General features: G+C 41.9%; 16 protein-coding genes and 4 pseudogenes. 4 read left to right on the top strand and 16 right to left on the bottom strand.

Annotated features, from left to right (window positions below):
* The first annotated feature begins 1 nt into the window (after position 1).
* On the top strand, positions 2 to 841 hold the full coding sequence (locus ACMFNG_RS07195) for a TatD family hydrolase (protein ID WP_014835275.1): 840 nt from the start codon (positions 2 to 4) through the stop codon (positions 839 to 841).
* Here the strand turns inward: ACMFNG_RS07195 and ACMFNG_RS07200 are convergent.
* The 7 genes and pseudogenes from ACMFNG_RS07200 to ACMFNG_RS07230 all read right to left on the bottom strand — a co-directional run bounded on the left by ACMFNG_RS07200 (position 838) and on the right by ACMFNG_RS07230 (position 6203).
* Entirely contained in the window at positions 838 to 1584 is a 747-nt protein-coding gene (locus tag ACMFNG_RS07200) for an ABC transporter ATP-binding protein (protein WP_011012045.1), read from the bottom strand. The two genes, ACMFNG_RS07195 and ACMFNG_RS07200, sit on opposite strands and share 4 nt — an antisense overlap.
* A complete protein-coding gene (locus ACMFNG_RS07205) occupies positions 1581 to 2612 on the bottom strand; it encodes a FecCD family ABC transporter permease (RefSeq protein ID WP_014835276.1) in 1032 nt (343 codons plus the stop codon). The genes ACMFNG_RS07200 and ACMFNG_RS07205 overlap by 4 nt, the downstream gene beginning before the upstream one ends.
* A 31-nt stretch (positions 2613 to 2643) precedes the next feature.
* Positions 2644 to 3729 (bottom strand): iron ABC transporter substrate-binding protein, encoded by a 1086-nt coding sequence (locus ACMFNG_RS07210; RefSeq protein ID WP_011012047.1) that lies wholly within the window; start codon positions 3727 to 3729, stop codon positions 2644 to 2646.
* Positions 3726 to 4408 (bottom strand): annotated as a pseudogene (locus ACMFNG_RS07215) (FmdE family protein). The gene ACMFNG_RS07210 and the pseudogene ACMFNG_RS07215 overlap by 4 nt, the downstream one beginning before the upstream one ends.
* Positions 4409 to 4529: 121 nt before the next feature.
* The gene (locus ACMFNG_RS07220; protein WP_011012051.1) at positions 4530 to 5243 is read right to left on the bottom strand and encodes a cytochrome c biogenesis CcdA family protein; all 714 of its coding nucleotides are present in this window, start codon (positions 5241 to 5243) and stop codon (positions 4530 to 4532) included.
* Positions 5244 to 5300: 57 nt separating this feature from the next.
* Positions 5301 to 5690 (bottom strand): methyltransferase RsmF C-terminal domain-like protein, encoded by a 390-nt coding sequence (locus ACMFNG_RS07225; RefSeq protein ID WP_011012052.1) that lies wholly within the window; start codon positions 5688 to 5690, stop codon positions 5301 to 5303.
* Between the two features lie 9 nt (positions 5691 to 5699).
* Positions 5700 to 6203, bottom strand: coding sequence for a hypothetical protein (locus tag ACMFNG_RS07230; protein WP_011012053.1), 504 nt, complete (start codon positions 6201 to 6203; stop codon positions 5700 to 5702).
* A 48-nt stretch (positions 6204 to 6251) separates the two neighbouring features.
* Here ACMFNG_RS07230 and truA point away from each other — a divergent pair, with 48 nt between their 5' ends.
* A complete protein-coding gene (gene truA, locus ACMFNG_RS07235) occupies positions 6252 to 7052 on the top strand; it encodes a tRNA pseudouridine(38-40) synthase TruA (RefSeq protein WP_011012054.1) in 801 nt (266 codons plus the stop codon).
* Between the two features lie 245 nt (positions 7053 to 7297).
* On the opposite strand, the pseudogene ACMFNG_RS07240 reads toward truA, so the two are convergent.
* The 9 genes and pseudogenes from ACMFNG_RS07240 to ACMFNG_RS07280 form a co-directional block, all read right to left on the bottom strand.
* Positions 7298 to 7880, bottom strand: a pseudogene (locus ACMFNG_RS07240) (HD domain-containing protein); the annotation flags it as partial.
* Between the two features lie 34 nt (positions 7881 to 7914).
* Positions 7915 to 8832 carry an ABC transporter ATP-binding protein gene (locus ACMFNG_RS07245; RefSeq protein ID WP_014835279.1) on the bottom strand — a complete coding sequence of 306 codons (918 nt, stop codon included), beginning with the start codon at positions 8830 to 8832 and terminating at the stop codon, positions 7915 to 7917.
* A gap of 11 nt (positions 8833 to 8843) precedes the next feature.
* Positions 8844 to 9650 carry an ABC transporter permease gene (locus ACMFNG_RS07250; RefSeq protein WP_011012058.1) on the bottom strand — a complete coding sequence of 269 codons (807 nt, stop codon included), beginning with the start codon at positions 9648 to 9650 and terminating at the stop codon, positions 8844 to 8846.
* On the bottom strand, positions 9637 to 10119 hold the full coding sequence (locus ACMFNG_RS07255) for a hypothetical protein (protein ID WP_430515131.1): 483 nt from the start codon (positions 10117 to 10119) through the stop codon (positions 9637 to 9639). Before ACMFNG_RS07255 ends, ACMFNG_RS07250 begins: the two co-directional genes overlap by 14 nt.
* Positions 10116 to 10544 (bottom strand): hypothetical protein, encoded by a 429-nt coding sequence (locus tag ACMFNG_RS07260; protein ID WP_011012060.1) that lies wholly within the window; start codon positions 10542 to 10544, stop codon positions 10116 to 10118. Before ACMFNG_RS07260 ends, ACMFNG_RS07255 begins: the two co-directional genes overlap by 4 nt.
* Positions 10541 to 11699 (bottom strand): annotated as a pseudogene (locus ACMFNG_RS07265) (radical SAM protein). The gene ACMFNG_RS07260 and the pseudogene ACMFNG_RS07265 overlap by 4 nt, the downstream one beginning before the upstream one ends.
* Before the next feature lie 5 nt (positions 11700 to 11704).
* A complete protein-coding gene (locus ACMFNG_RS07270) occupies positions 11705 to 11932 on the bottom strand; it encodes a hypothetical protein (protein WP_011012062.1) in 228 nt (75 codons plus the stop codon).
* A gap of 406 nt (positions 11933 to 12338) precedes the next feature.
* Positions 12339 to 12761, bottom strand: coding sequence for a PIN domain-containing protein (locus ACMFNG_RS07275; protein WP_014835280.1), 423 nt, complete (start codon positions 12759 to 12761; stop codon positions 12339 to 12341).
* Between the two features lie 90 nt (positions 12762 to 12851).
* Positions 12852 to 12985: pseudogene (locus ACMFNG_RS07280) on the bottom strand (MerR family transcriptional regulator); the annotation flags it as partial.
* A gap of 99 nt (positions 12986 to 13084) precedes the next feature.
* Here ACMFNG_RS07280 and ACMFNG_RS07285 point away from each other — a divergent pair.
* Both ACMFNG_RS07285 and ACMFNG_RS07290 read left to right on the top strand, forming a co-directional pair.
* The gene (locus tag ACMFNG_RS07285; RefSeq protein ID WP_011012064.1) at positions 13085 to 13243 is read left to right on the top strand and encodes a family 1 glycosylhydrolase; all 159 of its coding nucleotides are present in this window, start codon (positions 13085 to 13087) and stop codon (positions 13241 to 13243) included.
* A 53-nt stretch (positions 13244 to 13296) separates the two neighbouring features.
* A complete protein-coding gene (locus ACMFNG_RS07290; protein ID WP_011012065.1) occupies positions 13297 to 13767 on the top strand; it encodes a hypothetical protein in 471 nt (156 codons plus the stop codon).
* Positions 13768 to 13818: the final 51 nt, after the last annotated feature.

A 13818-nucleotide genomic window follows, 5' to 3' on the forward strand; every position in this document is an offset into this window, starting at 1 on the left:
GATGATAATCCTAGACAATCACTTCCACGTTGACCCAAATCATGGACTATTTTTGGAGGCAGTTAAGCAGTTTCAAAGGGCTGGAGGAACTCACCTGATTGTGGTGTATAAGACTGCCCACGATTACGGCTTTCCTGGGCTTAAAGCGGAAGACTTCATGAAGGCCATGGACTTCCACATAGAGCTAGTGGAGAAGATAAACAGGGAGACCCAGGTGAAGGCTTATGCTGTGGTGGGGGTTCATCCTGCTGAGTTCGACTACTTGGCGAGGAATAAAGGGCTTGAATTTGCAAGAAATGAGGTAATGAAAGCACTTGAATATGCCCAGAAGTTGTGCTTAGAGGGGAAAGCAGTGGGAATAGGTGAGGTTGGAAGGCCTCACTATGAAGTTCCTCAACAGATATGGGAGGTAAGCATAGAGATTATGAAATATGCCATGGAGTTAGCCAAAGATGCAGATTGTGCAGTTCAGCTTCATACGGAGAGCTTTAACGAGGAGAAGTTTAGAGAACTTGGAGAATATATTAGAGAAGTCGGAATAAAGCCTTACAAAGTAGTTAAACACTTCTCCCCGCCCCTTGTGAATGTTGCTAAAGAAGTTGGGGTTTTCCCAAGTATAATAGCTAGTAAGAAGAACATAGAGGAGGCAATAAAGCAGGGAAATAGGTTCCTCATGGAGACTGACTACATAGATGATAAAAGAAGGCCTGGGGCTGTCTTGGGGCCAAAAACTGTCCCTAAGAGAACAAAGGAGTTCCTCCAAAGGGGGATATTTACTGAGGAAGATGTTTACAAGATTCATGTTGAGAACCCAAAAAAGGTGTATGGTATAGAGATTTAGTAAAATTGGCAGAACTTGACACCTGAAGGGGTTTCAAAGATCTCAGCCTTTACGTTGAACGTTTCCTCAATTATTTCTGGACTTATCTTTTTAGTTTCAACTATTCCAACAACTTCCCCATTTTTCATAAACATAAGCTTTTCTGCAAATCTCAAGGCTAGATTAATGTCATGCATAACTGTCACTATTGTTTTCCCCGCCTGGGACAACTTCCTCAGCAAGTTCATTAGGTCAACTTGACTCCTTGGATCTAGATTGTTTGTTGGCTCATCTAGCAATATTATTGACGATTCTTGGGCTAGAGCTCTAGCTATGGCAACCTTTTGGAGCTCTCCCCCACTCAATGTTTTTGTTAACCTTCCCGCTAAGTGTTCAATTTTAAGAGTTTTGAGAGCCCTTTCAACAGCTTTTATGTCTTCTTCACTTGGTATAATTCCCATGTAAGGCTTTCTACCCAGGAGAACCATATCAAATACTCTCAGAAAGTTGGGCTCAACCCTTTGAGGGACATAAGCTATTGTCTTTGACAACTCTCTCCTTGAGTATTCGTGAAGGTTTCTTCCACATATTTCTATCTCACCCTCACACTTTAGTATCTTTGCCAAGCACCTTAGCAAAGTCGATTTTCCGGCTCCGTTTGGGCCAAGTATTGCGAGAAACTCTCCTTCTTTAACCTCAAATGCTATGTCTCTTAATATCGCCCTCCCATTGTAGGAAAATGACAGGTTTCTCACCCTTATCATCTTCCTCCCTCCATCTTGAGGAGCAGATACAAGAAGAGTGGAGCTCCCAAAAAGGAAGTAACAACTCCAACGGGCAGTATGGAGGGGGAAATTATGATTCTCGCTAGGGTGTCTGCCGAAAGTAGGACTATACTTCCCAGGAGAGTTGAAAGTGGGATTAGATATCTATAATCTCCTCCAAAAATTAACCTCACGATATGGGGAGTAATTAGACCAACGAATCCTATTATTCCCACAAAGGCAACTGTCACGGCTGTCAGTAGGGCGGAGAGAAACGCTGAGAGGAGACGCACTTTTTCGATCTCAACTCCCACGGACATTGCAATTTCATCCCCTACAGAAGAGGCATTTAAGTCCCATCTCTTGAGAAGGAAGTACATAAATATCGGGAAAAAAGTGGCAATTAAGATAATATTTTCTTTCCAGTATGGCCTTCCTAAATCTCCAAAGCTCCAGTAAACCATAGCTGCAAGCTGTATTTCGTTAGCAAAGTATTGTATAAGAGTTGTTAAAGCTGTAAAGAGGGAGCTCATTGCTATTCCAGCCAAGACCATTGCCTGTGGGCTAAGTCCTCTAATTTTTGCCAGGAGAACTATCACAAGAGTTGATACGATAGCTCCTAGAAATGCTGCAATGACGACTGCATAGGGGTTGATTATAGCCACTCTTCCCGTGCTTTCTGAGTAACCCGCTCCTAGAGCTATTGCCAAAGAAGCCCCAAACATTGCTCCGTGAGAGACTCCCATTGTGAAAGGCGAAGCTAAGGGATTTCTTAATATCCCTTGCAAAACCGCCCCGCTAACGGCTAAAGATGCTCCCACAAAGACAGCTGCAACGATTCTTGGTAATCTTATGTTCCATATAGTGAAGATCGCCTCTTCACGCCCTTTGCCTATTAAAGCTAACACAACTTCTCCAGGGGAGAGGGAGTAAGAGCCAACCATTAGGGAGACAATCATAAGAAGAAACACTAAGAGAGTAAGGAGAAAAATTGAAAGTATTCTTTTTCTCGTGTACTCTTCGTACATTTTTCTCCCCTCATGGGTTTGTAGGAATTTGTTATTGAACTGTCCCATTTTCTAGGTTCAATTTACCAAATCCTCCAAATTGTTTGGCCAATTCTTCGTAGACTGGTTTTCCTACCAAGAATTCGTAAATTTCATTTGCCTTTTTAACTGGATCCACGTCTTCAAACTTCTCTGGATAGAGGACTTTTCCAATGAAGTATGCATCTGCAATTGCAGTTCCGATGTTAGTTGAGTAGAAGTTGAAAGGTAGAACTCCATAAACGTTTCCGCTTTTAACGGCTTCAAGGGATTCATAGAATTCTGGGTTCTTATTGTAGTCTTCGAGCACGAGGCTTAGACCACCTTCATCAATAAATATATACTCTGGTTGCCATTCCAATAACTTTTCCTTGTCAATGAACTTGTGGCCCTCTCCTAGGGAAGAGGCAACATTTATGACGTTAAGAACGTTAAAGGCTGGATAAGTTGCATCCGTGCTTTCTATTCCGTGGGCGCCCCTGTATCCAATCCCACCAACGTAAACTCTCTTGGGAGTTACATCTTTTGTTCTTTCCCTTAAGTCCTCTTCGAGTCTTTTGATAAATTCAATAACTTTTCTTGCCCTCTCTTCTTTCCCTACAATCTTTCCTGCCAATTCAAGGGAGTAGAACAGTTTTTCATCAGTAAAATTCTTTAGATCTCCATAGCTAAGCACAACCACCGGTATTCCAGTCTTTGTCTGGATATCATCTGCAGTCTTTGCATCAACGTAGGTTATGAATATCACATCTGGCTTCAGCTTTACTAATTCCTCTAGGTTTGGAAGCTTTCCAGGGCCACCTGGGCCTATTGAGGGCAAATCTTTCAGTTCTGGATGGGCTATTATATAGGGCCTTCCGTAGGAGTGCTTCTTCTCGAAGTCTTCAATCCCAATGACCATTTCGGTAGCGTTCAGGTAGACTATCAATCTTAGGCATCCTGGGCCGGCCGCAACTATCTTATTGACTTCGGAAGGTACAAATACTTCTCTTCCTAGGGCATCAACAACCTTTACTTTGCTTTCTTGAGTAGTTGATGGTGAGTTAATACAGCCCAGCGTTATAAAGATTATTAGAAGGGCAATTAGAGATTTTTTCATAATATCAACCTCCCCACGTACACTATTCCCCTACCAATAACAGCTGGCACTTCCTTTTCTGCACAAGTCTTACAATAGGGCCTTTCATTGATATATATGACCTTTGGGGCCATGACTAATTCATTGCAACTCGAACACCTGATGCTATCAAAAATTGGAGCCTGTTCAATTGGTTTTACTCTTACTCTCTTTATTTCAAATAGCTCTTTTGGTAAGTAAAGGAATTTTCTCCCGGTTTCCTCCCATATTTTTGCAAGCTCTTGTTTTCCTCCTCAGTTCCCTTTCTTTCCTTGACAACCTTGTTAAAGAGTTCTACCGCATTAGGTGGGTAATAGCTTCTCAATTTTTCTGCATCAATATAAACTCTCACTCCCTCCCAACTTCCCCTCTTTACTAAGGTAAGTGCTGTCTTTCCGGTATCGAGATATACAAGGGAGTTATTTCCTAGAGTGCACCCAGTAGTGATCTGGACGCCATCAGTAAAGCAACTGTTGGTTTCCACTATGGCTAAAATCCTCTCATCTACACTTCCAGAGAAGTCCAATCTTCCAACGCCGAGCTCCTCCATTGCTCTAATTCCTAGAGCCAAATATGGGCATATGTGGCCATGAAATTCTCTTGCATATTCTAGAATCCCCTCGAGATCGTTACTTTTGATAAGTTCGTTGAGTTTACTCATGTTTTCACACCAATTTTTCAAATAGTAACACGATTTTTAACAATTTTTTAAAAAATGTGTTATTAACCTTTGGTTTTGAACGTGGTGATAGTGTTCAATTTTCAAAAAGAGAGCCTTGAAACTAAACCAATACCCAAAGTCCAATTCCTATAAGCAATATTCCCGCAACTATCGAAAGCTCCCTTGAGTGCCTTACCATGGCCTGAGAGAACTCCTTGCTCTCCTTTAAGCTCCCCATTGCAAATAGGATCACGAAGAGGGGAAACACAAAGACTAGATTATACAAGCCTAGTAAAACGTATGCCAACGCTTTCATCTTCGATATTATAGTTGCGTAAACAATGTAGGGTCCCATTGAGCACGGGAGAAGGGTTGTGGAAACTGTAAGTCCAAGAATTATCCCTCCAATTACTGTAGCTTCGGTGGAAAATGCCAACTTTCTAAGTTTTCCCTTTCCAACTGTCCTAGACTTTTCTAAGATTCCAGTTACTATCTCATACACTCCAAAGGCTATAGCAAGGTATCCCGCCCAGGCCACTGGGATTTTTCCAGTTATCACCATTAATCCAACCCCAAGAGTGTAATAGGCGATGTAAACAGCAAAGATAAAGGATAACCCAATAACATATACTGCCCTCTTTGATATGTTCTTAACGGAGAGGGCTATCAAGAAAATCGTGTAAACAACGAATGTGCATGGGTTTATCGAATCTACAATCGCCAAGGTGAAGAACTGAGGTATAAAGCTAACTAATCCCAGGATGCTAAGGATTAGAGAGCTCAATCCAAAGGATATGAGGACAATTAGGAGGAGATACTTCGCTTCTTTCTTCATCAGAAAGATAAACGTTAGGGGGAATTTATATGCCTATTCGAAACCTAAGGTTTCTAACTAGATGTTGAGCCTCCTCTCCTTTGGAACATAATTCTTAACTACACCATTTATCAGTTTCCCTCCACCAAGCCAGAAGTTCCTCCACTTAAGTATCACCCATCTATTTCCCTCCTCAGGAACTTCTATATCCTCCCCCTTCATCCACCTTCTCGCCCTTTCATCGTCAACTTCAATAACGTTCTTCGTTGCTTTTGGCCCGATTATGAATGCTCCCTCAATGGTGAGCCGGATTCCATCGCTCTCTATCTTTCCAAAATATACTCCTTCATGACCCTTCTCTTTAAGTCCACAACTTTTGTATGCGTATATCCTCTTCCCCCTAACTTCAAAGACTATATCTTCTGGAGCGTAGCCGTACTGCTCTATCAAAGCTTTTCTCACGTCCACTTTCATCACCTAAATGTACTTCATTAAAGTGCTCAATGCCCACTCAAAAGCCTCTCTATCTTCCACATCAACTACATGGTCAAGGTATTGGAGGGATCTTAGATTTATAACAATGTACGCTTCTCCCCTTTCTAAGCCTAGATCATAGGCGTCGTAGTAAACTCTCTCCTCTCCAAGGCTTTCATTCATGAGGTCAACAAAGTACTTAATATCCTCCACACTCAACTCGTCCCACTTGCTCTCCATCTCGTCGAAAAATCTCTCCAGGGTAAATATCTTCTCAACTGGAAGGTTTAGACTTCCCCTTACCATCTGGAACTCTCCAACTCTGAAGATCTTAATTCCCTCGTCATCTTGAATTCCAATGGTGTCCCATAGAATTATCCCCTCTATGACGTCTCCTCCTCCATACCTGCTTGAGAGCTCGCTGAAGACATCAAACACTGCCTGCATCTCGTCAATAAACTCTTCCTCATTATCAAACCTCACTATCCTACTCACGCTACCCCTCATCTCTCCTCATCCCGTGAAGTTATAAAGGGAGCACACTCATTTTTAAATATGAGGGTTGCCCTTAAAATAGCCTACGATGGAACTAAGTTTCATGGCTTTCAGAGGCAGCCAAATGTAAGGACCATAGAGGGGGAAATTTTAAGGGCTTTGAAGGATGCTGGCATTGAATTTGAAAATTTCAAAAGTGCATCAAGGACTGACAGGGGAGTTAGTGCAAGAGGAAACGTTATTGCCTTATCAACGGAAGATGACAGGATAAAGAATCCTATGGTTTTAAATTCTAGAATGTCTGATGTGTGGATCTGGGGAATAGCTGAGGTTCCTGAGGACTTCCATCCCAGATTTTGGGCCAATACCAAAGTTTATAGATACTATCTCCCCTCCCTGGGCATGAATATTAAGAAGATGAAAGAATGCTCCCTTCTCTTCCTGGGAACTCATGACTTCTCCGCATTCTCAAGGGTGGATGGGAGAGACACAATTAGGAGCATAGATAGGATTGAAATCTGGGAGAAATGCAATGTTGTTGTAGTGGAGATTGAGGGTAAGAGCTTTCTGTGGGAGATGGTTAGGAGAATAGTTTCAGCCCTAGTTCTTTGTTCCCAGGGGGTATTGGCAGAAGAAAGAATTGTAGAAATGCTCAATGGAAAGTTTGAAAAAAGCAGAAAGGTTCCGCCTGCACCTCCCGAAGGGTTATTGCTTTGGGATATTAAGTATGAGAATGTCGAGTTCCAAATTGACAATGCGTCACTGAAAAAGTTCCAGAGAGAAATTGTAGAGAGATTTAAGCTACACGCTTCTCTTTCCGCACTTTATGAAGATTTAATATTAAATGAACAAAAAATATAAACTCCGTAGTCCAGGAAGATGCGGTGGGTAGTGGATGAGAAAAGTAATCTCAAACGGACATTCATATGCGATCCCAAAAAGGCTTTCCAAGTCGAAAAGAATCTAATAAACGCCTACTCAATTGCCTATAAAATGCTAGGTGGTATGCATAAAGTTAGAATTGTCAAAAGCATGCCCTCCATAAAGTTTCCAGATGGGAGAATGGCTGAGGAAGTTGAGAATCTTCAGACATTTTAATTTCTTCATATGGCGAGGGCCGAAACCGGCGTGGATGTCTACTTTATCCTTCTTGTGGACGAGCCTACTCCTTCCCTCCTCCATGTCGCATCCATCCGCCATGGTTACCAGCGATCCCTCGATGGTCGTGCAGGGGACGGCCTCGTCGTGGGTGTAGATGGCGCTCAGTGTGAGGGCCTTGAGGAGGAGTGAGTCTTCCTTTTCGAACTCCGAAACAAGCTTTTCTATTATCGGCTCGGCCAGGAAGACGCTGAACTGGTAGTGCGGGCTTCTGTGTATCATGTTGCCGATGTCGTGGAAGAGCGCGCCAAAGGCGACGATAAACTTACTCCAGCGGAAGGGCTTTCCGAGCTTTTCAGCGGTCGTCTGGATGCCGAACTTCTTGAGTATCCTGAGGAGCTCAAGGGCCCTCCTCGTCGTCAGAAGAACGTGGATAGATCCGTGGTCGTTGAAGTTGTAGACGTTGAGGACGATATAGTTAGTTGTGTCGAAGTAGTAGTGGTACTCCCTAAAGGCTCTCTCGTACATCTCAAAGAGCTCGCCACCGAGGAGTTCCCTAATCTCACCCATCAGTTCTTCCTCTGCGTACATTCCAACCCCCCACCGGGTGGAGAAGAGAGGGGTTTTAAATATTTGGAGGGCTAATATCAACAAAATCTCTATAGAACCTTTCTACGGGTGACTCCTTTGGCCTTGCCTCGTACACGGTAATATCATGCGTAAGTAGAATCTTTAGGATTGCAGGAACCTCTTTGTGGTAGTTGGAAACTCTAACTACTACCCCAGACTGTTCAATGCTGACATCATACCCCAGATTGGTGAGCACTTCCATTGCTCTCGTCTTGTCAGTTACTCTAAACACCACTAGGATGTTATTGACGCTTCCAGCGAGTTCTTCAAGTTCTCTTTCCAATATAATCCTTCCTTCGTTGATAAACGCAACCTTACAGTTTACGTCCTCGAAATACTGAAGTTCACTTAAGATATGGGTAGAAAAAAGGATAATTTTATCGTTCTCAATCATTTTCTTTATTTCGTCCCTCAATCTCAAGACTGTGGACATGTCCAAGTTGCTGAAGGGCTCATCAAAAATGATAACTTCTGGGTCATGGAGAAGTGCCCTGGCAAGCGCAAGTTTTTTTCTCATTCCTCTACTTAGATAACCCGCTGGACTATTTTTGTATTTTTCAAGTCCAAATTCTTTTAAGACCACATCAATCTTCCCCCTGTCCACATCGTAGATCTTCGCAAAGAATAAGAGGTTTTTATACACACTAATATTGGGATATACCCTCTCACCCTCTGGCAAATAACCCAGCTTTCTTTTTGCCAGTTCTGGCTCCCTGTTCAGGTCAATGCCCTCTATAATGACTCTCCCTTTGGAAAGTGGGATGACACCTGAGACAGCTCTAAAAGTGGTGGTTTTTCCTGAACCATTAGGTCCAAGTAGCACATAGAGTTCTCCTTTTTTTACAGTAAAGCTTATGTCATTTATTACATTGTTCTTCCCATATCCTGCAGAGATATTTTCAACTTCAAGCATAGGAACCACCTTTAGTTTATTATGAATGAATAGCGATTTATGAGCCTTCTAGACAGGCACACCAGGATTATTGAAACTACCAAGCTGGTTAGCCCGATTATCTGCACAATGGAAAAAAACTTCTGCGGTGGAACCTTACTTGCCAATAAAAAGAGCAATAATGGCATAATACCGACTAATCCTCCCAGCTTAATCTGAGTTGCGTCTTTAGCCCTTACACTAAGGGTGAGGCCAATAGGTATAGCAAAAAGAAGCATTGATATTGACATAGCGACCGTCAAAAACATATAGCCCAGTGTAGGCGTCCATAGTCTTCCCACATGCTGTATGAAAACATACTGGATTGAGGCGACATTAATTAAAATCCCTGATAGCATTGTGAGGGTTCCAGCGATGATACTTGCAATGATCTTTCCTAGGATTATCTCACTCTCACTTAAGGGAGAAGCAAAAAGCACTTCCATTGTCTTATTTATCCTTTCGAAAGCAAAGGATGCTACTATAGCGTTATATGTTGAAATAAACGAAAATATCTGGATAACCATTGGTATTTGGACTATGAGGGTGGCAATTGTTATAGCGTCGTCCCCCAGAACTTGAAGCAGGCTTTCTGTTATTCCAAACAGCTGGGGATTGGAAGTTATCTGTTTGTATGCAAGGGCCCTTGATTGAGGCGTGATGTACTGTGAGCTAGTAACAATTACAAAGCTCAGCACAAATACCATTGAAACCGCGGGAAGAATAATGGAGTAGAGGGTCTCTCTGCTTCCAAAATACGTCCAGAACTCTTTTAATATTACTGTTTTAATCTTTGTCATACACATGCCCCCGAAGGCTTATTGTACCTCTCACCTCACCAAGTCCCACCAGTATCTTTTTGCCGTTGTTTGTTTCAATAAGTACTCCTTTTGTACCAACACAACATGCCCAAACGTTATCTCCCCTTACTGTCCTGAAAGTTCCAACTTTGATGTTTTTAGTGTCTATACCAACTCCGTATGTCCTTCCGATGAGGAATGCGTTTACATCGACAATGTCCATTTTAGAGGCCCTTACCTTCTTGTTTCCGAGCAAGGTCTTAATTATAATATTATGCTCGTCTAGGACATTAACAGATAGGGGACACGAAACAACAACTTTTAACATCCAGAGCACTAGTACTATTAATGCTACAAAAAGCGGAAGATCCAAAGCCGAAAGGCCCCCATCCAAGACTATCAGAACTCCAACAACGAAGAAAAGACAGGTACCTATAACTATCATCATCACGAGACTTGAAGCCTTCATTGGCGCGGCCCCCTCTTTTGATTAGAGATCTCCATAATAACGTCTACTATATTTATCTTCTTGCTCTTCTTGCTGGTATCTTCAAGGTAAACGAATCCATTTATAAAAAGCCAGGTCATTGCCCTTAGGATATCACTCTCCAGCTGTTTTTCATCGATAGAGGGGAATCTCTGCTTGAGGGTTCTTATTAAAGTCTCGAAGGTACACCCCTTGGGATTTTTGGTCATAACGTATATTTCGGCAAGAGTTGGATTCATTACACATATTTTCCCAGTAATTGGATTGAATGTTATAATCCGTCCGTCATTTTCTCTCCTCCACTTCACTCTTTTGTCTTGTTTTACTTTCATTTTTTTGATGTTTTTTAGTATCTCTGTTATATTTTTCACAATTTGAGGATCTACATGGATCTCTTCCTCTTTCATATTAACACGCTCCTTATTTTTCTGGAAAGTTCTAATTGTTGATCCGTGGAAATTCTACTCAAATCTATATACTTCCTCCCATTTTTTCTAGTCAATCCAACATTATTCAATTTCACGAAGTCTTTCTCCGTCTTTAAATATGAGGATACTGTTAATAGGACTGGATTCTGTTTCCAAATCTCCCTAAGTTCGGGCCAGAGAGCTTCAATCCCATCAGTTACATGCCCATATGCAAAGTTAAGGTAGGGGGTAGGGAGAATGTATCCTTCAGCGCTTATTGTTATGACGACAGAATTAAGATATGGCCCAAGGACTATATGCTCTGTTGGATCTCCGAAGTTAACTTTTATTGTGAAGTTCTCTATGTTATCGTAAATCCACTGCAATAACTCTTTGTATTGGCTTTCTGAAGGAGCTAATTTAATATGTGCCTCAGTCTCAGGAACAAAGTACATAGATCTAACTTCAAACACTCCCAATTTTGATGCCAACTCAACTACATTGGGAAAGTCTCGGATGTTAATACGAGTTGCACAAAATGCAACGGATGTATTTATCCCATAGTCTATGAGTCTTTTTATTGAATTAATTGCTCTGTGAAATATTCCATTTCCTCTTAGTCTGTCCATGATTTCAGGTTTTGATCCATCCAACGAAACCTGCACACTTCCAATATTTAACTCAGAGAGCTTTTTGACGAATTCTTCAGTGATTAAGGTACCATTAGTCACAAAATTAACTGGAATGCCTGCATCATTTGCATATTCTATGATTCTAAAGAATTCTGTGTAGGACAGGTTCTCCACCGCACAAACATATTCCGAGAGTTTCCAATTTTGCAAGTTCATCAATCGCTCTCAGGACAATTTCGGTTGGCAGTTCTGGAGCAGATTTTCTCAAAGGAGCAGATACATAGCAGTATGGACATTTAAGATTGCACTTGTATGTTATGTCGATTGCAGCGAATACGGGACCTTTTATCCCATCAAGCCAAGATTTAAGTGCTCTTCTTGCTTTTACATACTTGTCCCATTTTTCAAGGAAACCTGGAAGTTGAGCAGCCCTAAGAGGCTCTTTTAAATTTTTTTTTAGAATTATCTGAAGTAATCCTTCACTGGCCACGTAAAGATCATTAAGGTGAGGTAATGTTTCCATAGGCTTTAAACCCCCTTCACACCGAGCTTTCGGGGATCATAAAGCTCAAAGATTTCCTTAGCTACCTTGATGGCCACTAATATAGCGGCCACTGCTACCCAGACTGCCGCAAAATACGCGTATCCAACGGCATTTAATATAGCCCCCCAGTTAACTCCAAACACATCATTAACTCCAAAAAACGTATCTGCTGGAATCCCAATGTCTCCTCCTACAGGTGGTATATATTCCATGATACCACCTCCATAGATTTTTCTACTCAGACTTTGAATTTAATTATAATTTAACTTTTTTTTAAACAATAGGTTCCAAACAATAAGTTTAAATTTATAATTAAGACCCGGTGGTTACCTTGGAAAGGGATTATAGTTTATGCACAATTATGGAATCGGCTTAAATTTATAATCCACAAGTTGAGTACTGGGAGACAATGATGAAATTTTGGGTTATCCCTGAACTAGTCGGGGAGCAGCTATATTGCTTACGTTCCAACCTGCCGGGATGCGTGAGTCCGGGGGGCTAAAAAAAAGGAACATTAAAAAGACTTTAGAGCTTCACCTTAAAGTTGCGGAGGAGCTGAAACTAAATGAACAATGCTCGAGATAAAGCACCACAACATTGAGCCGATAAAAGCCCCAACTACTCAACCATCCCCTCAAGTTCCAGAATCTTCTTCGAGCGGAGATGAACAACTGGAATGCCCCTCTCGCGGAGCCTCTTCTTAAGCCCCTTGTCATTCGTGCAGACGATTACGCGCTCGTTTTTCACCGCGAAATCTAATATATGGTCGTCTATTGGCCTCTCACCGAAGCGGCCGATCTTAACGGTCTCGAACCGTTCTGCCAGCTTCTTCGCCATCTTGACGGCCATCAGATCCCTTCTCCACGACTTCCTTTCTATGATGTTCAGCTCGTCCAAAACGACGTTTGGAACCACTACCTTAAACTTAACGTCGAGAATCCTGTGGAGCTCGTCGATTATGTCAACGCCGAACTGGCCTGGGACGAGGAGAAAGTTCGTGTCCGGAATGACCAGCCATTCTCGCCTTCGGCTTTCGCTCATAAAAACCACCAAGACTTCAAAATTGAAATCGGGAAAGAAAAGTCACTCCCTTATGAAGCCGTAGCCGATGAGCCTCCATCTGCTTCCGACCTTTTCCTCGCTTATTCCGAGGAGTCTTTTTATTTCACTTTCTGGAATTCTCCTCGTCCACCGGGTGTTCTAATGGTTTTGATTTTTCCTCCCTTGTCCCATTTCTGGATTGTTTTTGGGTGGACACCAAGTATTTCACTAGCTTACTTCATCGTGTAAATCTTCTATTTTACTATAATACATTAAATATTTTAAGCTTTCGCTTAGGAAGAACTATTGAGTGAGGCTTTGATGTGAGAGGATACTTCTACTGGTCATTCATAGACAACTACGAATGGGATAAGGGCTTTGAGCCAAAATTTGGGCTTGTAGCTTACGATCCACACACCTGGAAAAGAATCTCAAAAAGAAGTGCTTTTGCCTATGGAGAAATGAAGAAGGAGATTAGCTAGGAAACCTAAAAGCATTTAAATGTCTCTAGCGAGGTTAAGAGGGTGGAAAAGGAATGAAAGTGGAGGGATTTGTTGCCAGTTTAAGAAATGCTGAGACAATAGATGACTTATTTGCAATTCTAAAGAAAAAAGGAGCTCCAGTTGTTGAATTTGATGGCATGAAAAAGCTTGTGATTGTTGAAGGAGACTTTGAAGGGGAAAAATTCTGGACTGAAATAAATGGAGCAAAGGCCAACTTAGCCCTTGGGGATGCCATGTTAAATGCCGCTAGCGTTCCATTTAAGTGTAAGAGGGACTTCACTGGAGGAAACTTGATACTTCTTGACTTTGACTCAATAGAGAGTAATGAATTCCTCATTGCCTATGTTTCAGAAAAATCAGGCGTTTATTTCCACGTAAAGGCAGAAGAAGTGAAAGAAATAACGAAAGAAGAGTACGATGAGTTAAAAGACAGGATGCCTGAGTTCAAGGCAAAATCTTACAGTGAGGAAGAAATGGAAGGAATGGGTGCTTTCTTTGGTTGATGACCTCAGAAGTGGTAGCTTTCATCATCTCCTCAGGGCCGGGCTCGCTCT

This window comes from Pyrococcus woesei, assembly GCF_050496105.1.
Lineage (GTDB): Archaea > Methanobacteriota_B > Thermococci > Thermococcales > Thermococcaceae > Pyrococcus > Pyrococcus furiosus.

Bases quoted from the DNA above. Each gene is read 5' to 3' on its own strand.
- ACMFNG_RS07200 (WP_011012045.1), bottom strand. From the start codon at position 1,584: ATGATAAGGGTGAGAAACCTGTCATTTTCCTACAATGGGAGGGCGATA.
- ACMFNG_RS07230 (WP_011012053.1), bottom strand. From the start codon at position 6,203: ATGAGGGGTAGCGTGAGTAGGATAGTGAGGTTTGATAATGAGGAAGAG.
- ACMFNG_RS07210 (WP_011012047.1), bottom strand. From the start codon at position 3,729: ATGAAAAAATCTCTAATTGCCCTTCTAATAATCTTTATAACGCTGGGC.
- ACMFNG_RS07275 (WP_014835280.1), bottom strand. From the start codon at position 12,761: ATGAGCGAAAGCCGAAGGCGAGAATGGCTGGTCATTCCGGACACGAAC.
- ACMFNG_RS07255 (WP_430515131.1), bottom strand. From the start codon at position 10,119: ATGAAGGCTTCAAGTCTCGTGATGATGATAGTTATAGGTACCTGTCTT.
- ACMFNG_RS07250 (WP_011012058.1), bottom strand. From the start codon at position 9,650: ATGACAAAGATTAAAACAGTAATATTAAAAGAGTTCTGGACGTATTTT.
- ACMFNG_RS07220 (WP_011012051.1), bottom strand. From the start codon at position 5,243: ATGAAGAAAGAAGCGAAGTATCTCCTCCTAATTGTCCTCATATCCTTT.
- truA (WP_011012054.1), top strand. From the start codon at position 6,252: ATGAGGGTTGCCCTTAAAATAGCCTACGATGGAACTAAGTTTCATGGC.
- ACMFNG_RS07245 (WP_014835279.1), bottom strand. From the start codon at position 8,832: ATGCTTGAAGTTGAAAATATCTCTGCAGGATATGGGAAGAACAATGTA.
- ACMFNG_RS07260 (WP_011012060.1), bottom strand. From the start codon at position 10,544: ATGAAAGAGGAAGAGATCCATGTAGATCCTCAAATTGTGAAAAATATA.
- ACMFNG_RS07270 (WP_011012062.1), bottom strand. From the start codon at position 11,932: ATGGAATATATACCACCTGTAGGAGGAGACATTGGGATTCCAGCAGAT.
- ACMFNG_RS07205 (WP_014835276.1), bottom strand. From the start codon at position 2,612: ATGTACGAAGAGTACACGAGAAAAAGAATACTTTCAATTTTTCTCCTT.
- ACMFNG_RS07195 (WP_014835275.1), top strand. From the start codon at position 2: ATGATAATCCTAGACAATCACTTCCACGTTGACCCAAATCATGGACTA.
- ACMFNG_RS07290 (WP_011012065.1), top strand. From the start codon at position 13,297: ATGAAAGTGGAGGGATTTGTTGCCAGTTTAAGAAATGCTGAGACAATA.